Raw genomic sequence first — 19,205 nt, 5'->3', positions numbered from 1 at the left:
ATCAGTAATGTGATTTCTGCCGATGGGCGAATTCCCCCGGCAAAATCTGCCTCCCCTCGGGGGCTTTCTTTATGATGAAATTCTGTCATGCCCGTCCCCTGTAGCCAATGATTACAGGGCTATGGTTTTCCAGGGGGTCGCATCGCCCAAGGTTATGGGCGGTCCCGCTTTGGTTATGGTGTGCGCTTACATCCCAGCAGTGCTGATAACGGAGTTTCCAAGATGTCCCAGGAAGTCATACGCGGCATTGCGCTGCCCCCCGCCGCCCAGCCGGACGATCCCCTCGCCCGCGTCGATACCCCCAGCCTGGCGCTGGACCTGACCGCCTTCGAAGCCAACCTGCGCGCCATGCAGGCCTGGGCCGACCGCCACGAAGTCGCCCTGCGGCCGCACGCCAAGGCCCACAAGTGCCCGCAGATCGCGCTGCGGCAGGTGGCATTGGGCGCGCGCGGCATCTGCTGCCAGAAGGTCAGCGAAGCCCTGCCCTTCGTGGCCGCCGGCATCCGCGACGTCCACATCAGCAACGAAGTCGTCGGCCCGGCCAAGATGGCGTTGCTGGGCCAGCTGGCGCGCGCGGCCAAGATCAGCGTCTGCGTGGACAACGCCCAGAACCTGGCGCAGCTGTCCGCCGCCATGGTGCAGGCCGGCGCCCAGATCGACGTGCTGGTGGAAGTGGACGTGGGCCAGGGCCGCTGCGGCGTGTCCGACGACGCCACCGTCCTGGCGCTGGCGCAGCAGGCGCGCGCGCTGCCAGGCCTGAATTTCGCGGGCCTGCAGGCCTATCACGGGTCGGTGCAGCACTACCGCACCCGCGAAGAACGCGCCACCGTCTCCCGCCAGGCCGCGCGCATCGCCGCGTCCTACGCGCAGCTGCTGCGCGAAAGCGGCATCGCCTGCGACACCATCACCGGCGGCGGCACCGGCAGCGCGGAGTTCGACGCCGCCAGCGGCGTCTACACCGAATTGCAGGCCGGCTCCTATGCCTTCATGGATGGCGACTACGGCGCGAACGAATGGGGTGGCCCGCTCAATTTCCAGAACAGCCTGTTCCTGCTGTCCACCGTGATGAGCACGCCCACGCCCGACCGCGTGGTGCTGGACGCCGGCCTCAAATCGGCCTCCGCCGAATGCGGCCCGCCCGCCGTCTATGGCGAATCCGGCCTGACCTGCACCGCCATCAACGACGAGCACAGCGTGGTGCGCGTCGAACCCGGCGCCACGGCGCCCGCGCTGGGCAGCGTGCTGCGCCTGGTGCCCGCGCATGTGGACCCCACCTTCAACCTGCACGACGGCCTGGTGGTGTTCAAGGATGGCGTGGTGCAGGACATCTGGGAAATCTCCGCGCGCGGTTTCTCGCGCTGAATCGTGATGCAGCAGCCGGTCTCCTTCGATTGGAAGATTCCCCTGTCCGACGTGCTGGACACGCTCAGGCAAATCTATTCGACCCGCCACCCGGCGCTTGCATCCGCGCGCCTGGACCTGCTTCGGTCCGTCATGAGCGACGACCGGGCCGACGACTTCCTGCCGGCACTGGGCCAGGAACTGGAGGCGTTGGGGCTGGCGCTCATCGAGCAGCGCGAAGAGGATGACGCGATTCGTCTGCTGATCGTGCCGCAGGCCGAGGCAGACAATCTCAAGACGCACATACAGGCGCGGGGTTGGGAGGCCGTTGCACATCGCCAGGAAGGGGCCGCGGCTGGCGCCCAGGCGGCCCTGCCCAAGCCGGCTTCGGGTCCGCTGTGCGGCCCCGAGGACTATCTGGACATTCCCTATGCCGTAGCGGTGGCTCCGGGATGGGCCTGCGCCGCAATGGAGGACTGGGAAGCCCCGGCGCTCACCGACCTGCGTGCATGGCCGGCATTGCGCGCGATTGACGGCAAGTTTCCGGCGCGGCGCGGGCTGCTCGCCTCCTGCGTAAGCCTCAGCGGGGTACATGCCTGGATCGAACAGGGTCCGGACGGACTGTCCAGCACGCCTTATGCGCGTCTGCTGCATTCCGGCCAGGTCGAGCTGCCTTCTTCAAACCGGCCCGGCATGCCCCTGCCGCCGCGCGCCGCGCAAGTGCAACGCCGGACGCCGGAATTCAGCCTGGGGTTTGCGGGCGATGATCTGCTGCTGGTGGACCGTGGCATGGTTTTTCTTTATCCCGCCTACGGACGCCAGGAAGGGGACTGCGCCGCGGAGCCGACGCTGCTGCACACGGCGCCCGCGCAACGCCGTCCCGTCAGTGACAGGTCCGCCGTCATTCTTACGCCCGACGGCCGTACCTGCGTGCTGTGCCGCGGCCAACTGCTGGAGTTTCGCGAAGGGCGGCTGCATCCCTTGCCGCTCTCTTATGCCGTGCCATTGTCGGGCGACATCTCGCATCCCGTGGCCTTGGGCGACAGTGCCATTGCGTGGCTGGAGGACGACATGCTTTGCCATGCAGGCCTGGATGCCGGCGCCGTTCATCAACACGAAGTGGGGCATCTGCCTGCCGGCGGCATGACGCTGCAAGCGCTGCAGGGCGGCTGGCTGTTGCTGGGCCACTGGCATGCGCCGCATCGAAGCATGGACCTGGGCCAGCTCTGGCATCCGGCGTCGGGCCAGTTGCTTCGAATCCGCCATGGTGCGCTGGACCTGGATGGCGGGATACAACAGTGGGTCGGCCTGCCAGGCGGCGAGGTCGTGGCGGGCGGTCAGACGCGCTACGCGCGGCTAGGCCGTTTCGACGCCCTGCTGGGCCGCCTGGACGCAAAAGCGCCATAGGACGCAACGCGTAAGCGCAAAAAGGCCGGCGCGCCTTCAGCGCGCCAGCCGTCCAGGCAGGCTACCGGTTCAGGACTTACTGGGCTTTCTGCTGGATCTTCTCCCCGCCACGTTCGATGTCCTTGCCGGCGCCTTCCATCGTGTTGCAACCGGCCGTGATGGCGGTGATTGCCAGCAGCAGCGCAAGCCAGATTCGATGCGTCATTTTTTTCTCCTTTCGGCGTTCATGGGCGTAGCGGGTCATGCCGACAGGCAGCCGCGCTATTTCTTGTTCAGCAAGTCTCGTGCCTGATCCTTGGCTTCGCCCACGTTGCGCTGCACCTTGCCCACGGTTTTCTCCGCTTTCCCTTCGGCTTCGGTCTCGCGGTTGCCGGTCAGCTTGCCTGCCGTTTCCTTGATCGAGCCTTTGACTTCCTTGGCTGCGCCCTTGATGCGGTCGTTATCCATGTTGTCGCTCCTAATTCCAGGTTGCGTGAAACCGCGCTGGAGAGGCCTGCGAAGCCTGGCTCCGGCTGCGGACGAACCCACTATAGGAAGCGCATGGCACGCGCGTAAGAAGCGCGCGCATCAGATCGACTGGTACTTTTCTACCGAATCTTGTGGACCCGTTTTTGAGCCTGCTTGTCAGGCGCTTTCTGCGCCTGCTTGCGCGCCGGCTTTTCATATCCCACGATGCCGCGTTGCCGCGCCCAGATGATGGCGGCGCTGCGCCGGTGCACGTCCAGCTTGCTGTATAGCGCCGCCACATGATTGCGCACCGTGTTGCGCGACAAGTGCAGGCTGGCCGCGATCTCCGGATCCGTGTGGCCCTGGCACATCAGGCCCAGGATCTCGCGTTCGCGCGGCGTCAGGTCGGCCAGTTCGCCTTGCCCCTGCGGCGCGCCCTGGGGCGTGCGGATCTGCGCCAGTTTCTCGATGACGGTGCGGCTGAACCACGAGGTGTCCTGCATCACCGTCTCGATCGCCTCCATCAGTTCCACCTCGTTGCGCTTGCGTTCGGTGATGTCCTGGATCGCGGCCAGCACGCAGGGCTGGTCCTGGATCGACATCGGCGCGGCCGACACCAGGCAGTCCAGCAGTGCGCCGTCGCGCGTGCGCAACGCCATTTCCTGGCTGCGCACGCTGGCGCCCTGCTCAAGCGAGGCCATGGCGCGGTCATAGGCTTGCGGGTCCGTCCATAGCTGCGCCAGCGCATCTTCGTCGCGCGCCAAAGTCTTGGCGTCGTAGCCGGTGGTCGCGACGAAGGCATCGTTGACCTCCAGCAGCTTGCCTTCCGTGGTGCTCAGCGTCATGGGCACGGGCGCAAGACGGAACGCCGTGGCGAAGCGCTGTTCGCTATCGCGCAGCGCCGTCTCGGCCTTGCGGCGCGGCTCCAGGTCGTTGAAGGTGAACAGCATGCAGGGCTGCTCCGCGACTTCGATGGGCTGGCCCGCCACGATCACGAGCTTGTTGCCGCCGCCTTGCACCGTGATGATGGTTTCCGTCTGCGGAATAGTCGTCCCTTCCGCCAGCCGGTGCAGCGCATCCTCGCGTTGCGGCGTATCGCCCAGCACGTCCAGCTGGCGCAGCGTCTTGCCCAGCACCTGTTCGCGCGTGTAGCCCGTCATCGCCAGAAAGCCGTCATTGACCTTGATGTGCCGCAGATCCGCCAGCGAGCAGATCACGGCCGGCGCGGGGTTGGCGTTGAAGGTGCGTTCGAAACGCTCTTCCGCGCTATAGCGTTCGGTCACGTCCAGCAGCACCAGCACCATGCCTTCGGCAGCGCCCTGCGCATCGCGCAGCTCCAGATTTCGTACCTGATGCATGCGGCTGAAGTCCGGATCGCGGCGGCTGGTCACTTCCACCACCACGTCCTTGTAGGTCTCGCCCGCCAGCGCGCGGTCCAGCGGATACTGCGCCGCGCGCAGCGCGCGGTGATTGCGGTAGCGCAGCACAAACGCCTTGCGGTAGCCGGCGGCGGTGCCGCCCAGCGCGGCCAGATCCGTCACGCCATGCATGGCCAACGCAGTGTCGTTGGCCCAGACGATGCGCCGGTCCTGGTCCAGCAGGATGATGCCCTCGATCAGGCCGTCGATGATTTCCAGCAGATGGCGGCGCTCCGTGGTGAACGCCGTGGCAGTCTTCTTCATTCCGGCTCCTGGTTGAGCAAGAGATAAGAAGAAAGTACTAGATAAAGTCGTCCTGCGTGATCTGGGCGAGCGCGAACCTGGCTTCTATCGTGGACTTGCACGATACGCGTGCCGCTGCGCGTGAGCGCTACACGTGAATCTTCAGGAGACATCCATGAACACGAACCAGAAGCCCGGTGATCCCGCCAACCAGACCGGCATCGATCCGTCCCAGCGTCCCGGACAGGAGCCGGGCGGTGCGCCCGAAAAGCAGGCTCCCGGCCAGGTGCCGGGCCAGCCCGGCCCCGATGATACTGATCCGGGCCGCATGCCGCCGGAAGTGCCCGGCAACCCCGGACAGCCCGCAGAAAAGCCCAGGCAGCCAGGCGAGCCCGGACGGCCGGGCCAGCCGGGTGATCCGGCCTAAGCCGCCATAGCTTTACCTCAGCCTCTCATGCAAACCGCCCCGGCGATGCGGGGCGGTTTGCTGGGGTCATGACGTCTTGCGCGTCCGTCAGTCGACCTGAGCGCCCGACTGCTTCACCGCCTCGCCCCACTTCTTCACTTCGCCGGCAATGAAAGTGCCGGTCGCGTCAGGCGTCAGCGGCATCGGCTCTGCACCGCGGTCGCGGAAGAACTTCTGCATGTCCGGGGAGTTCAGTACCTGGCCGATCTGCTTGCTCAGATAGCCCGTCACCTCGGCCGGCGTATCGCGCGGCGCCAGCACCGCCGCCCAGCCGATGGCCTCGAAACCCGGATAACCCGATTCCGCCACGGTCGGCACGTCCGGCAGTTGCGGCAGGCGTTTGGCCGTCGTCACCGCCAGCGCCACCGCCTTCTTGCTCTGGACATGCGGCAGGCCGGCAGTCACCGAGTCCACCATCAACGGCACCTGATGCCCCAGGAAATCCGCCTGCGCCGGGCCGCTGCCCTTGTACGGAATGTGGCGGATGTCGATGTTCGCTGCCGCCTTGAACATCTCGGCCGACAAATGTTGCGTACCGCCGATACCCGCGCTGGCATAGGCCAGCTCGCCCGGATTGGCGCGCGCCTGCGTCACCAGCTGCTTGAGCGAGGTAATGCCCGAAGCCGGCGTCGCCAGGAACATCAGCGGCACCGAGAACACCCCCGACACCGGCGCGAAGTCCTTGGTCAGGCTGTAATTGATGGTCTTGTACAGAGTCTGGTTAACTGCCGCGGCAGAGCCCGCGATCACCAGCGTGTAGCCGTCCGGCGTCGCGCGCGCCGCCTGTTCCATCCCGATATTGCTGCCCGCGCCCGCGCGGTTTTCCACCACGATGGGCTGCTTCACGGCCGCGCCCAGTTTTTCGGCCAGCGCGCGCGCAAAGATATCGGTCGCCTGCCCGGGCGGGAACGGCACGATCAGGCGGATGGGGCGCTCGGGATAATCGGCATGCGCGGTCGCCGCGGCCGTCGCCAGCGCCAGACCGGCGGCAAGACTGGAAAGAATACGTTTCATGATTGGTCAGTAAAAAGCGACAAAGGGCTGCGCGCGGGGTCGCGCCTGTTGCATAAAATAGAGCGCCCGCGTTGTCTGCCCTTTTGAGGCGGCCCGGGGCGGATCGGCTGGGGGTACGTCACAATAGCATCCCCCGTCGGTGCTAAATTCGCCTATTGGCATCGTCCAATTACTTTCTCACCCCCTGTTCTCTCATTCCGCAGGAACCGCCATGGAATTCAGCCAGTTCAAGACCAACGCCCTCATGGAGATCACCTCCCGCCCGGACCTCGTGTTCGTGCGCGGCCAGGGATCCTGGCTGGAGGATCACGCGGGCAAGCGATACCTGGACTTCGTCCAGGGCTGGGCCGTCAACACCCTGGGCCACAGCGCCCCGGAAATGCAGAAGGCCCTGCTGGACCAGTCCAAGCTGCTGATGAACCCTTCGCCGGCGTTCTACAACCTGCCCTCCATCGAACTGGCTGAGCGCCTGACCGGCGCCTCGGTCTTCGACCGCGTCTTCTTCGCCAACAGCGGCGGCGAAGCCAACGAAGGCGCCATCAAGCTGGCGCGCAAATGGGGCCAGGTGAACAAGAACGGCGCCTACAAGATCATCACCATGAACCACGGCTTCCACGGCCGCACGCTGGCCACCATGTCCGCGTCCGGCAAGCCGGGCTGGGACAAGATGTTCGCCCCGCAGGTCGAAGGCTTCCCCAAGGCCGAAATCAACGACCTGGAATCCGTGCGCAAGCTGATCGACGACCAGACCGTCGCCATCATGCTCGAACCCGTGCAAGGCGAAGCTGGCGTCATCCCCGCTACCAAGGAATTCATGCAAGGCCTGCGCAAGCTGGCCGACGAGCACAAGCTCTTGTTCATCGTTGATGAAGTGCAGACGGGCATGGGGCGTACGGGCACCATGTTCGCTTACCAGCAATCGGATGTCGTGCCGGACATCATGACGCTGGCCAAGGGTATTGGCGGCGGTGTGCCGCTGGCTGCGCTGCTGGCTCGTCAGGAAGTTTGCGTGTTCTCGCATGGTGATCAGGGTGGTACCTACAACGGCAACCCACTGATGGCTGCTGTTGGCGTTGCTGTGTTTGATGCGCTGGCTGCGCCGGGGTTCATGGAATCGGTCAATGCTCGCGCCAAGCAGCTGTCCGAAGGCCTGCTGGCTCTGTCGGCCAAGTGGGGCATGAAGGGTGAGCGTGGGATGGGTCTGCTGCGTGCGCTGGTGATGGATCGTGATGATGGTCCTGCCATCGTTGAAGCTGCACGTAATCTGGCGCCTAATGGCCTGTTGCTGAATGCGCCGCGTGGGAATCTGCTGCGCTTCATGCCGGCGTTGAATGTGACGGCTGAGGAAATCGATACGATGCTGACGCAGTTGGATGGGCTGATTGCCCAGGTGCGCAAGGCGTAATCGAATCGATTCGTTAAGCAGTGACGATAAGGGCCGCGATTAGCGGCCCTTTTCTTTGGCATGTCCTGAACGCAAGGCATGGACTATCATCAACCGGCATTCATGTGTGTGCATCGCAGTATCGACCCATTGTTGAACTAGCCAGATATTGGAGGTTTCCATGAGCGGTTACTACGAGTTGAAGCGCAGCGGCGATCAGTACATGTTCAATCTGAAAGCCGGAAATCATGAAGTCATTCTGACGAGCGAGCGCTACACCACCAAGGCTAGCGCTCAGGATGGCATTGCATCCGTTCGGCAGAATTCGCCGATCGATGAACGCTATCAGCGCAAGACGGCCACCAACGGTTCGCCCTATTTCTCATTGAGCGCGGCGAATGGGCAGTCCATTGGACGCAGTGAAATGTATTCGAGCGCCGCGGCTCGGGATGCCGGGATTGCGTCTGTGAAGACAAATGGGCCAAGCACTGTGGTGAAAGACAATACCTGAGTGGTTGGGGTGTAAGCCCTGATTCACATCTATCGGTGTCGGGACTAGAGAGCCGCAATGTTTGCGGCTCTTGTTCCGCTGGTTTGCTTCAGTGTGGCCGCCCGGCCTCGACCCATTGTTGGACCAGGTCCATCGACAAGCGATAGCGCGCGCAGTTGTACACGTCCAGTATGCGCAGTTCTTGCGCCAGTATCGGGCGGAATAACTGAACATCGTCTTCGGATAGGCCCAGCGCCGCCGTTGCGGTGTCGGCGGTTTGCTGTTCACGTAGTACCCGGCCAATCGCTTCGTTCAGTTTTTCCCGGAATCGGAATCGCACCGGATCTGGCACGCCCGCAGCGTTCAGTTGCACGGCGTACTTGCGGATCGAGCGCCGATAGGCCCAGGCAAACAGCTCTGCCGCCAGCGTCACGTCGCCGTATTCATAGACCCCCAACATTGCGTAGACGTAGTCCTGTACCTCTACGTCCAGGAAGGACAGCGGCGCGCAGTTGTAAAGCATCAGCGGAATGTTGGCCGACAGGCGGCTGGTCCGCTTGTTACCGTCTTCGAACGGCTGCAAATAGGCCAGGTTCACCCACAGAAAGAATGCCGCCTCGACTGGGTTCTTGATAAGCCGCGCTTTCTCCACAATCTGGTCGGACATTTCCTGCAGCAACAAGGGCGCCTGGAGCGGCACGTAAGTCGTGTCTCCGATGTTGACCACGATCTGGCGGATGCGGCCCAGGCCGTCGGTATTGGCCAATAGTTCCTCCAGCAGAATCGCGTGAAGGTTGCCGATCACGGCGGACGTCAGGCCATGTGCGGGCACCGCATCGACCAGGAACTCGATGGCCCTCTTATGGTTGAGCAGCATCACTGCATCCAGATCTTCCCCGGCCATGCCGTGCTTGAAGAGCTCCTGCGTGGCCAACAGGGAATACCGGTTGCCTTCCAGTCGAGAGGATGACCAGGACAGGTCAAGCAGTAGCGGCTCCAGTACGCGGCGCGCGTAAGTCCCGGCTGGCGACTGACCTGGCATGCGGCCCTCGTCGGCCAAGTCTTGCGCCAGCGAAGGCGGCAACGGGGAGCTCTGGTTCGGCACATAGCTTTCCACGAAGGCGCGTTCGTATCCCACAGGCGCACGCGCCGACAGCGGCTGCCGAAGCCGGGCCAGCAGGGCTTGACCACGTTCAGACCAGATCATCCCGGTGGCCCCAGACGCCAGCCGCATGGCAATGGCCGTTGGGAGTGTCGATGCGGTTGTTTCGTCCGCAATCCGATAGCGAGTTGCCCGGCCCTGCCCCTCGCGCAGTACCGTGCCGGCTTTGCGCAGGTTTTCCAATTGGCGCTTAACCGTGGACCAACTGACGCCGGTTCGGTAGGCCAGTTCGCTCGAACTTACCCAGGGCAAGTTCTCGCGCCGCTGGGCGCGCAGAAACTGAAGAATGTCTTAATAAAAGGTGTCAGACTACGATTTCGCCGCAGCGATCCTGTTCTCCGGTCGATACGAAATTAGCCGCCCTGCGCCATACGGGTTTCAAAATATGGTGACAGACTGAAATTTCACTGGGTAAATTGTAGTCTGACACCATCATAGCCAAAAAAAAGTAGCGCGAAACCGCTGGGTGCCACCTCGAAAGTCAATACAAATAACAAAACGACTGGGGAGGCGTGCTGTGCGGCAAGATCGAAATCAAGTCCAATGGTGTTCTGTACTTGCGTACTTCTTTCACTTCGATTGCATAGGCGGTACTACGACCAAAAAAATACTGATCGAAGAACTTTCGAGTTATGCCGGCAAAATCCTTAGTCCTGTGCCATAAATCGTCCGGACATTCGCTGAGCACTGACTTGATATCGAATTCGCCGATAATTTTTCCAACAGGCATGGTCGCGTAAATAACAACGGTTCGAACCTTTGGGTCTTTGAACACGGATTTGCGGAACTCGAACTTTTTTTCTCCGTTGAGAATTTTCTCGGCGTACTCGGGCTTAATTGACAACAAGACTTTCATCGATTTCACCTAAACGGGCGATGTGTTGCAGTTGCTCAGACGTAATTGGGAGCAACGACCAGCGCGCATTTCGACTTAAGCCGATATCATCGGCAAGACGCTGCCTCGTAGGGCGCCGATTGAGAGCGATATTGTAGGAGAACCTCAAAACATGCGGATATCTCTGTGTTGCCCAGAACTGCTGCAACTCCTGCTCAGTAAACACGCTATAGGGGTTGCAGTACGCAAGAAACGATTCAAGCGATGGAAATGATGAAATGTGCCGATACTCTTCCATTACGCATATTGATGTAGCTACGGAGCGATACTCGGCATGACCCAGACCATCGGAAGTTCGATAGATCAAAAGTGGATCGCCGCGTCTAAGTCCCGACATGCCTGGCATCGCACCAAGATAAACCTTGTGGATACTATTTGTGTGCGAAATATCTTGCACCACGCGTGCGTCTTCGTTCTGCAATATTGAGTCAGGCAGCAAACGCGTATGCCAATTCGGATGAAGCGCAAGTAGGTGCGGTCTACTATTTCGTAGATTGACCAGCGGATAGCTCGCAATCGGATCCAGATATGGTACACGAAGTCGGCGGAGATATACTCCCTCAACTCCGTTGGAGGAGGTCTTCGACGCGATCCTCTCGAACCCATAGGAAGCGAAAAGTCTTATCAGCGCCTCGTGTGCGTCGAAGATCGTGACATAAATTTCTTCCACGCGCTGGTCGATAGCGTGGTCGAAAACCTTTTTCAAGAATCGCTCACCGAGTTTCGTTCCATGCGCGTTGATCTTGAATGTGCCTACCTTCACTCGTGAAAGGGCGGGAAGTGGTGGTGTCACGTCTACGATGGCGTCACTCTCGATCTTTAGATAAAGAAAACCATCCAGAATACTGTCATCGGAGTAGAAGACATATGCCATCTCGCCAGACGCCACTTTCCGCTGAAACCAGTCCGAAAATTCGGCGTAATCCGCTTTCAATGAATCAAAAAATGAATCTGACAAATTTATGTCAGAAAATCTGCGATGCTCCAGAGCCACTTTACTATCCTCTCTCAGCACAAGTTTTTCACATTCTGTCACATGCATAGAAAAAAATATAGCTAATCACCCGATGTAATGACGAATTCAGCGCTTGTCGTCAGCTAAAGACGTCATCTTTTGGGGCGAAATCAGCCATTCGCTAAAGCGCTGTTGTCGGCTGGAGCAGCGTTGCGAGTGCATTTCCGCACGTGACTGCTTCACGCTGGTTCCAGCGATTCAGGAAGGGCGGCCTTCCGATAGAGCTCTGAACAGGCCTGGATCCTTCTTGCTTAGATATCGGCCCAGAGAACTGTGGAGGCCTGCTGAACATCGATTCCTTGCGCGACCAGTAGGTCAAATTTCGTTGGCCGCTCATGTTCAGAACGGCAGGCGACATACCAATGTGCGGCAGCAATGCTGGGAACTCTTAGCAATGCTTGAATATATTGGCTATCAACATAGGACAATGAATGACCCAGAACAAATACGGTCTTGATTGCGCCGAGTTGGTCGAAGAACGCCTGATTCTCGCGGATCAATTGTTCGGAAGGTTTGAACGTCCGCGAGAAATAGTCGTCCAGGATGTCGTGTGCCTCTATCAACCGTGTATCGATATCTTCGATGTCGAGCCGATCGTTGAGGGATTGGCGTTGCGTCGGATTCCACGCGTGTCCCAAGATCAATTCGCGGTCCTGCTCCCTGGCGTCACCATGGATATGCAGCACACGCGTGTTGGGCACCGCATAGAGGTCTCCAAGCGTCGATGTATAGTTGAAGGTCAAGAAGATGGCATTCACGTCGATGCCCCTTAGGAACTTGGTAGCCGTGCTAGCCGTTGGAATTACCAGAGTCCGAATCCACTCACCGAAGCATGCCTTAAGTTCTGCGGAGAGACGTTGCACTAGCTTCTCGACCTCGTACTGGAAATCGTGATGTCCCGAATCACTCCAGTCCTCGGCACCGTATGAAGGCATGAAGTGGCCGAGGTCGTCAATAATGCTATCTACGTCTATGTTAGCCAACGCAGACTCAAGATCACTCCAGTCTTCGTCGGCGTGAAGATAGTTCTCGATGGCATCAAACAAGTCTCGATCGTGTAGTCTTACATACTCCTTGAATTGTATGTAGCTCGACGGAATTCCATGCCATAGGTCAAATCCATTTCCGACAATATAGAGTTTGTTGGAATGCATTGGTGGTTCACTTCTTCTAGGTGAGTCGTTGAAATTTGGCGATGGCTTGCTTCGAAAAATGCAAGCATCGGATCGCAACTTCGCGGCGTATGGTTGCAGAGTGCTACGACACCCATTCTGTTATTTTGGCTCGGGCTCCGTGAATGTGGCTTCGGAGGCCGAACGGGAAAGTATAAATGGTGCCAGTCCGCGGCCTACATGCTGTCAAATTGTGGTTGCGCGAAATAAACGTGTCAGACCATAATTTCGCCAGCCGCATGCTGCCAAATTGTAGTCTGGTGCCTTTATTTAACGCCTTCTGAGCTGTCCATGCGTACGGATTATGGACGATAATCGTGGGAAATACATCGAGTTCACCGCAGCGATTCTGGTCACCGGTCGATACAACATTAGTCTTCCTGCGCCATACGGATTGCGGCTACGTGTTGAGCCCAGTTTTCAGGTCGCGATCTTTAGCTACGATTGCTAATCAGCGGCGGAGCGTCTCGCGTTAAACGGCGACTTAGCGTGGCGAAATTGTCATCACCGGCGGAGACTCCCTAGCCGTGTCCCGTATACTCACTTCGCTACCGTCCAACGGTGGCCCGGTTTGGAAGCCGGATAGTGTCTTTGGCGTTTGGAGGCTTTCATGCAATCCCACCCCCTAACCCAAAATCCCTGGTCCGTGGACACCGACCCCGAGTTCGGTTCCATTCCCCTCGCCCATCTCTACTACATTGACCGCGCCCGCCACGCCATCGAAGCGATCGCCCGTATGGTCGGCAACAGCGCATCAGAACCCGACGCTACCGGCTCGCAGCCTCTGGAAGCTTGGACGGTGGCCGCGTTGATGGGCGGTGTGGAAAGCCTATGCGATCACGTAAGCCGCCTGACCGACGCCATGCTGGAACAAACGCGGACCGGCGCAGTTGATGCAGACCAGGAAGGCGGTGCGATGCACAACGCGTCGATGTCGATTCAGTAGCCGCGAATCAGGGGACCGTCCCATATTGGCGGTCCCCAACATAGAAAGACCCGCACTAGTCCGCGCCGCCCCATAAACCCCCATGCCGAGCATCATCCCGCCCGGTGCTTCCAGCGCGACGCCCTAGCCAGCGCCGACGAATGCGAAGCCTGCACTCAATGCGGCTTCCAATTCACCCCGTCCTTAGAACGATATTCCGGCGTCCCCGTACAACACCCTCCCGCCCCAAACGCCTGCCGTCCGATAAACGCGGTCACCACGCCCTTGCTCTCGGTCAGCGATTGGCGGATGCAGATGGTCGGCAGCGGATACAGGTCGCCTTCCAACACCAGCGTCCACTTCACGTTCTCGCCTTCGGCCGGCTCGACCTTGTACACCTTGCATTTATGCACCAGCAGATGCACGGGCTGCCCCGCCAACATGCCCTTGAACTGATGCTCCGGAGGGGTGTCCCGCGTGGCGATGGCTTCAGCGTTGAGTTTCGACCCGGGCGGCGCGGGCTCCAGCGCGGCATCGCAGCCGGCCAGCGTGCTCGCGGCGCCCAGGGCGATGAGGAACAGGCGAGCCCGGCGCATCATGCCCATGAACCCTTGTCAGGCTACGTTGGCGAAGCGTTGTTCAAGGTAGGCGATGATGTCGCTGGACTCGTACATCCAGCGCGTGCCCGCGGCGTCGTCGATGCGCAGGCAGGGCACCTTCACCTTGCCGCCGCCTGCCTGCAGTTGCGCGCGCGCTTCGGGATCGCCCTTGGCGTCGCGCAGCGCGATGGGCGCGTTGAGCTTGTGGATGGCGCGCCGCGTCTTCACGCAGAACGGGCAGGCGTGGAATTGGTAGAGCGACAGCTTGGCCGCTTCGGTGTTGACCGTGGCCTGGCCTTGCGCGGAGCGCTGTTGCGGGCGGGGCCGCGTGAGCGCGTCGCCCAGCACGATGATTTGACCCAGGCCGACACGTAGGGCTTTGACTAGCATGGAGTAGGACTCGATACAGATGGACAGGCGGCCAGTCTACTCTGTGCAGCGTGTTTCAGTATCGCGAGTGCCGTCAGCTGCGCAGGCCCGTGGTCATCCCGTGTCACGTCATGGGTCGGTAGTTGAAGCCCGCGCGTTATTGAAACCGCACCGGGTAGCTGCAGCCCGTATAGAAGGTCTTGCAGGAGGTCTGCGTGGCTTTATTGCAGGTTTCCATGCCCAATGCTTCTGCCTGTTCCTTGGTCTCGGCGCTGGCGGAATTCATCAAGACGCCCTCGCCTTTGGGGGAAGGGCCGTACACCACCGCCACGCATTGGTTGTAGTAGGTGATGTTGGTCTTGCAACCCTTGCCGCCCTTGGACGCGCAATGCTCCAGCGCGGCCTGTTCGGCCTTGACCTTGCTGGTCTTGTCGGCGGCGATGCCGACGGAGCCCGAGGGCGGGTCGTATGCGATTGCGCCCCAGCGGGTGGTCCAGCGCGGTTGGTCAGGCGCGGTTTGCGCGCCGGTGCCGCCTTGTGGCCGCGACAGGCCTGGGATCGGCACGCACTGCTGGCCCGGCGTGCCGGCGGCGTTGGGCATAAAGCCGTCCGGGCAACCTTGTTCGGCCTGCGCCGAGACAGCGACGCCGAGGTACAGTATCGCCAGCAGGAAAGCCGCTTTTAAAGCACGCATGTGTCGTCTCGCAGTTGTCGTGTTCTTCAAGCCGGATGCCGTGGGTCAAGGCCGGGCAGGCAGAGAGTCCGAGGCAAGGTGTCAGGCTGTGAAATTGCCCCGGAAAGTGTAGTCCGAAATTCTTTCTACGAACGATTCTCCCAGCCACGCCCCAACCTTAAAACGTGTACTTCGCCGTCAACAAAAACGACCGCGGCGCGCCGAAGTGGTTGTTGTCCTGGTTGCTGCCAATCGCTTGGTAGTAGTACTTGTCGAACAGGTTGTAGACGTTCAGCCGCAGATCCAGATTCGGGCTGGCCCGATAAGCCACCACGGCATCCCATATGCTGTAGCCGGGTTGGCGCACGTTGTAGGCAGGCAAGCTGATCGCGCTTTGCACGCGCATCGCCCCGCCCACACGCCAGGCATTCAAGGAGCCAGGCAGGGTGTACATGGTGGATAGCTTGAACAGATGGCGCGGGGTTTGCGTGTCATACGCTGCGCCAGCCCGGAGGTTGCCCGAATCCTCCAGATACTTGGATTGGTTGTAGGTATAGCCGGCCGACACCTGCCAGCCCGGCGTGATTGCGCCTGCCACTTCGAATTCGACGCCTCGGCTTTCCACCTTGCCGGAGGGCGCATAGCATTCGATCACTCCTGGGCCGCACGAGGAGGTGGTCAGGGCGACTGGACGGTTGCGCTGGCGGATCTGGAAGACCGCCGCGCTGGCGTTGAGGCGGCCGTCGAAATACTCGCCCTTGATGCCCGCTTCCAGATTGGTGCCGATGACCGGATCCAGCGGTGCGCCGCTGGCTGATTGGTAGTTTTGCGGCTGGAACACGCTGGTCCAGCTGGTGTAGACGGAATGGTGGCGGTCCAGGTCGTAGATCAGGCCCGCGTAGGGTGTCAGTTCGTGGTTGACCTTGTAGGCCGCGGGCGGGCTGACGTAGTCGCCGGACTTCAGCGTCATGTCGTATTCATACCAGTCCAGCCTGGCGCCCAGCATCAGCGTCAGCGGGTCGGCGAGGCTCAGGCGCGTGGTGGCGTAGCCGCTCATCTGGCGCTGGAATCCCTTGCGCGACCAGGGGTAGACGAACGTGGGCTTTTCGACGGCGCTGGAGTCCCAGTGTTCGGGATCGACCGTCATGTCATAGCCCAACGGCCATCCGCCAGGACCGTCGTCGTCCTTGTTCTTCATGAAGCTGCCGCCCAGCACCAGTTCATGCGTACGCCCCAGCAGCGTGAACGGGCCGCTCAGGTAGCCGTCGACGCTGTACTGGGTCTTGTCGTAGTTGTACTGGCCCAAGCCTTGTCCGAAGAACGTCGAGTTCTCCAGGGGATAGAGGTAGCTGCCCAGCATGTTCATCTTGGCGCGCAGCGTGCGGGCGGTAAGCTTGCCGGACCAGCCGTTGTCGAAGCGATGATCGAGTTCGGCGAAGAAGCTGGTGTTTTCCTTGTTCCAATAGGCCCAATCCGGCGACAGGCGGGTCGACCGCTTGAAGTCGTAGAAGCTGCCATCGCGGCGGGTCGGCAGGCCATTCCAATCCGCGCCGGGGTTGTCTTCGCGGTTGTAGTAGCCGCCGATACTGAGCGTGGTGTTTGCCGTGAGGTCGGCTTCGATGGTGCCGTAATAGAGCTGGCGCTGATGTTCGTAGGCTTTCTTGAAGGTATCCGAGTCCTGATAGGCCACGACGCCGCGTGCGCGCAAGGTGCCGCTTTCGTTCAGCGCGCCCGACCCGTCGACTTCGCCGCGATAGTTGTCCCAGCTGCCGGCGCTGGCGGTCACCGAAAACTGCGGCACCGCTGTCGCGCGCTTGCGCACCAGGTTGATGGTGCCCGAGGGATTGCCTGCACCGGTCATCATGCCGGCCGCGCCGCGCAGCACTTCGATGTGATCGTACATGGCCAGCGTCGCCACGCCCTGGGTGTCGTAGTCGTAGGCCAGCGGCACGCCGTCGGCCAGGAACGAACTGATTTCGAATCCGCGTGAGAAGAACTGCGTGCGCTCGCCGCCGCCAATCTGGCGCGTGGTCAGGCCGGTGGTGTCGCGGGCCACATCGTCCAGGGACTGGAAGCCTCGGTCCTCGATCTGCTGGCGGGTCACCACGCTGACCGATTGCGGCGTCTCGCGCGGCGAAAGCTCGAATTTGGTGGCCGTGGCCATCACCGGCGTGGTGTATGAATGCGTGCCCTCGGTCACGCCCAGCGTGGCCGCCTCGACCGTCACCGGCGAGAGCGTCGTGGTGCCTGATGGCGCCACGGTCAGGCTGCCGTCCGGTGTGCGCCGTAGCTCCAGCCCACTTCCGGTCAGCGCGCGCGCGGTGGCTTCGTCGACGGTCAACCGGCCGGAGATGGCCGGCGCGGATTTTCCCGCCACCAGTTCGGCGCGAAACGAGATGACCGCGCCCGCGATGCGCGCGATCTGTGTCAGCGCGACATCCAGCTGGCCCGCGGGCAAATCATACTGGCGCAGCGCCTGGGCATGGGCGGTGCTGGCGGCGGCTGCGATGACGCAGGCAGCCGGAAACCTGAGGGAAAGCATGGAACACTCCGTGGATGCGTGAGCACGCGTTCCATGTATGTGCATCGGCGCCGGCAAAAAAACACCTGGCGCAGAAAAAATTTTCAGGCGAGATCGATCATGACGTACCAACTGCCCAGCCGTTGCAGCCGGATGGGCAGGGTATGCGTGAGCGCCGCCAGGGCGCGGTCGCTGTCGTCCAGCGGGAACAGGCCGGTGACGCGCAGGCGGGACGCCTGGGGTGAGGCTCGCAGCCAACCTGGCCGATATCGGGCCAGGGCATCGATCACGGTCTGCAGGGGTTCGTCATGGACTTCAAGCTCGCCGTTGCTCCAGGCGGCGGCGTACTCCTGGTTGTCCTGCACCGCATCGATCTGCTGCGCGTCGAACCAGACGCTTTGGCCAGGCGCCAAGTGCCGGCGGATACCGGCAAGTGTGGAGACCTCGGCGGCTCCGCTCAGGGCCAGACAGAAGCTGCGTTCGGACGCGCAGCGCACCATGGCGCGGCCTTGGGCGAGGCGGACTTCGCCATGGGGCAGACGTACTTGCAGCCCCTGGCCTGCCGCCACCTCAAAGATGGCGGCACCAGAAGACACGTGTATGCCGTGTTGCCCGTCCAGCGTTGCGGCGCTGCGCGCGTCCAACTCCATCATGTTGCCGTCAGGCAAGGCCACGCGCCGGCGTTCACCGGTGCGGGTCACATAGCCCGCCGTCAGATGCCGCAGCGGCACATAGCGGTCCGCGACACCGGCGCCGAGCAGCACGGTCCCGCCCGCCAGGACGAGCTTGCCCAGCCTGCGGCGCTGCGCGAGTTGCGGCCCGACCAGCGAACGCCGCAGCGGGTTGCCGTCGGCAAGCAGTCCGGGCCGCAGGCGATGCAGCGTGCCGTCCAATGCCGAGTTCAGCCGCTGCCAGGCCGCGCCGTGGCTCGGGCTTTCCGCCAACCACCGATCGAAAGCCTTGCGGTCGGCATCGCTGGCCTGGCCGCTGGACAGACAGACCTGCCATTCGATGGCCGCCTCGCGGCTGCGCATGTCCAAGGGCGTCATACGCCAAACACCTCGCAGCAACGGCGCAGGGCCTGGACGATGTATTTGCGGACCATGGTGGGAGAAACCTTCAGCCGCGCGGCGATTTCCACATGCGTCATGCCGTCGAGCTGGCTGTAGAGAAAAGCCATCCTGGCCTTGGAAGAAAGACCGTCCAGCGCCGTGTCGAGCGCCTGCAAGGACTGCAAGGTCTGTACCCGCTCTTCGGCCGAGGGCTCCAGGGGTTCCGGCTGCAGGCGCAGCATCTCCAGCCACGCTTGCTCGAGTTCACGCCGGCGCCACAGCCGCCATGTGATGCGCCGCGCGATGGTGATGAGCATCGCGCGGGGTTCATTCAATTGCTCCAGCGCAGGAAGGCAGAGCAACTGGGTGAAGGTTTCGCCTGCGACATCCTCGGCATCCTCGCGATTGCGCAGGCCGTTCTGGAGGCGGCGCTCCAGCCAGGGATGGTCGCTCTTGTAGATGGTGGAAAAGCAGGTGTCACGCGTTGAGTCCACGGCTTGTGCTGTGAATAAATGGGAATCGTTATCAATTATGGCATGATGGGTTCGGGAAAGCCAAAGGGGATGGAGACTTCATCGTCACCCGCTCCACCGGCAGAGCCCATTTTGGATC

General features: G+C 61.6%; 20 protein-coding genes. 6 read left to right on the top strand and 14 right to left on the bottom strand.

The window, feature by feature from the left end:
* The first annotated feature begins 222 nt into the window (after positions 1-222).
* Together IB259_RS27850 and IB259_RS27845 are read left to right on the top strand one after the other, a co-directional pair.
* Entirely contained in the window at positions 223-1,362 is a 1,140-nt protein-coding gene (locus IB259_RS27850) for a DSD1 family PLP-dependent enzyme (RefSeq protein ID WP_192330693.1), read from the top strand.
* 6 nt (positions 1,363-1,368) lie between these two features.
* Positions 1,369-2,748, top strand: coding sequence for a hypothetical protein (locus tag IB259_RS27845; protein ID WP_225596954.1), 1,380 nt, complete (start codon positions 1,369-1,371; stop codon positions 2,746-2,748).
* Positions 2,749-2,824: 76 nt separating this feature from the next.
* On the opposite strand, the gene IB259_RS27840 is transcribed toward IB259_RS27845, so the two are convergent.
* From IB259_RS27840 to IB259_RS27830, 3 genes are all read right to left on the bottom strand, one after another.
* Entirely contained in the window at positions 2,825-2,953 is a 129-nt protein-coding gene (locus IB259_RS27840; RefSeq protein ID WP_013390837.1) for an entericidin A/B family lipoprotein, read from the bottom strand.
* Between the two features lie 56 nt (positions 2,954-3,009).
* Entirely contained in the window at positions 3,010-3,195 is a 186-nt protein-coding gene (locus IB259_RS27835) for a CsbD family protein (RefSeq protein ID WP_013390838.1), read from the bottom strand.
* A 140-nt stretch (positions 3,196-3,335) separates the two neighbouring features.
* Positions 3,336-4,877 carry a helix-turn-helix transcriptional regulator gene (locus tag IB259_RS27830; protein ID WP_192330689.1) on the bottom strand — a complete coding sequence of 514 codons (1,542 nt, stop codon included), beginning with the start codon at positions 4,875-4,877 and terminating at the stop codon, positions 3,336-3,338.
* 154 nt (positions 4,878-5,031) lie between these two features.
* On the opposite strand from IB259_RS27830, the gene IB259_RS27825 reads away from it, so the two are divergent.
* Positions 5,032-5,283, top strand: coding sequence for a hypothetical protein (locus tag IB259_RS27825; protein ID WP_192330687.1), 252 nt, complete (start codon positions 5,032-5,034; stop codon positions 5,281-5,283).
* 87 nt (positions 5,284-5,370) lie between these two features.
* Here IB259_RS27825 and IB259_RS27820 read toward each other — a convergent pair whose 3' ends face one another.
* Positions 5,371-6,336 (bottom strand): tripartite tricarboxylate transporter substrate binding protein, encoded by a 966-nt coding sequence (locus tag IB259_RS27820; RefSeq protein ID WP_119449803.1) that lies wholly within the window; start codon positions 6,334-6,336, stop codon positions 5,371-5,373.
* 211 nt (positions 6,337-6,547) lie between these two features.
* Here IB259_RS27820 and IB259_RS27815 point away from each other — a divergent pair, with 211 nt between their 5' ends.
* The gene (locus tag IB259_RS27815; RefSeq protein ID WP_192330685.1) at positions 6,548-7,741 is read left to right on the top strand and encodes an acetylornithine transaminase; all 1,194 of its coding nucleotides are present in this window, start codon (positions 6,548-6,550) and stop codon (positions 7,739-7,741) included.
* A gap of 160 nt (positions 7,742-7,901) precedes the next feature.
* The gene (locus IB259_RS27810; RefSeq protein WP_088143618.1) at positions 7,902-8,231 is read left to right on the top strand and encodes a YegP family protein; all 330 of its coding nucleotides are present in this window, start codon (positions 7,902-7,904) and stop codon (positions 8,229-8,231) included.
* An 88-nt stretch (positions 8,232-8,319) separates the two neighbouring features.
* On the opposite strand, the gene IB259_RS27805 is transcribed toward IB259_RS27810, so the two are convergent.
* The 4 genes from IB259_RS27805 to IB259_RS27790 form a co-directional block, all read right to left on the bottom strand.
* Entirely contained in the window at positions 8,320-9,555 is a 1,236-nt protein-coding gene (locus tag IB259_RS27805; protein ID WP_225596953.1) for a Fic family protein, read from the bottom strand.
* Between the two features lie 298 nt (positions 9,556-9,853).
* The gene (locus IB259_RS27800) at positions 9,854-10,228 is read right to left on the bottom strand and encodes an ASCH domain-containing protein (RefSeq protein ID WP_192330683.1); all 375 of its coding nucleotides are present in this window, start codon (positions 10,226-10,228) and stop codon (positions 9,854-9,856) included.
* Positions 10,206-11,261, bottom strand: a complete 1,056-nt coding sequence (locus tag IB259_RS27795; protein WP_370528719.1) for an N-acetyltransferase family protein — start codon at positions 11,259-11,261, stop codon at positions 10,206-10,208. Before IB259_RS27795 ends, IB259_RS27800 begins: the two co-directional genes overlap by 23 nt.
* A gap of 272 nt (positions 11,262-11,533) precedes the next feature.
* On the bottom strand, positions 11,534-12,436 hold the full coding sequence (locus IB259_RS27790) for a bacteriophage abortive infection AbiH family protein (RefSeq protein WP_192330679.1): 903 nt from the start codon (positions 12,434-12,436) through the stop codon (positions 11,534-11,536).
* Between the two features lie 628 nt (positions 12,437-13,064).
* Between IB259_RS27790 and IB259_RS27785 the strand changes: the two genes are divergently transcribed.
* Positions 13,065-13,400 (top strand): hypothetical protein, encoded by a 336-nt coding sequence (locus IB259_RS27785; protein ID WP_192330677.1) that lies wholly within the window; start codon positions 13,065-13,067, stop codon positions 13,398-13,400.
* A 155-nt stretch (positions 13,401-13,555) separates the two neighbouring features.
* Here IB259_RS27785 and IB259_RS27780 read toward each other — a convergent pair whose 3' ends face one another.
* The 6 genes from IB259_RS27780 to IB259_RS27755 form a co-directional block, all read right to left on the bottom strand.
* Entirely contained in the window at positions 13,556-13,978 is a 423-nt protein-coding gene (locus tag IB259_RS27780; RefSeq protein WP_192330750.1) for a hypothetical protein, read from the bottom strand.
* Between the two features lie 15 nt (positions 13,979-13,993).
* Positions 13,994-14,368: a glutaredoxin gene (locus tag IB259_RS27775; RefSeq protein WP_013390852.1), complete on the bottom strand. Its 375-nt coding sequence runs from the start codon at positions 14,366-14,368 to the stop codon at positions 13,994-13,996.
* A gap of 136 nt (positions 14,369-14,504) precedes the next feature.
* Positions 14,505-15,041, bottom strand: coding sequence for a DUF4189 domain-containing protein (locus IB259_RS27770; RefSeq protein ID WP_119449818.1), 537 nt, complete (start codon positions 15,039-15,041; stop codon positions 14,505-14,507).
* Between the two features lie 157 nt (positions 15,042-15,198).
* Positions 15,199-17,562 (bottom strand): TonB-dependent receptor, encoded by a 2,364-nt coding sequence (locus tag IB259_RS27765; RefSeq protein WP_192330675.1) that lies wholly within the window; start codon positions 17,560-17,562, stop codon positions 15,199-15,201.
* Positions 17,563-17,645: 83 nt separating this feature from the next.
* Positions 17,646-18,590, bottom strand: a complete 945-nt coding sequence (locus IB259_RS27760; RefSeq protein WP_125471038.1) for a DUF4880 domain-containing protein — start codon at positions 18,588-18,590, stop codon at positions 17,646-17,648.
* Entirely contained in the window at positions 18,587-19,087 is a 501-nt protein-coding gene (locus IB259_RS27755) for a sigma-70 family RNA polymerase sigma factor (protein ID WP_054455669.1), read from the bottom strand. Before IB259_RS27755 ends, IB259_RS27760 begins: the two co-directional genes overlap by 4 nt.
* Between the last annotated feature and the right edge of the window lie 118 nt (positions 19,088-19,205).

The organism is Achromobacter sp. ACM04 (genome assembly GCF_014851465.1).
In the GTDB taxonomy this organism is placed as follows: domain Bacteria; phylum Pseudomonadota; class Gammaproteobacteria; order Burkholderiales; family Burkholderiaceae_B; genus Achromobacter; species Achromobacter aegrifaciens.
The sequence above is the reverse complement of the archived record's forward strand: the minus strand, read 5'-3'. Positions and strand labels throughout refer to the sequence as shown.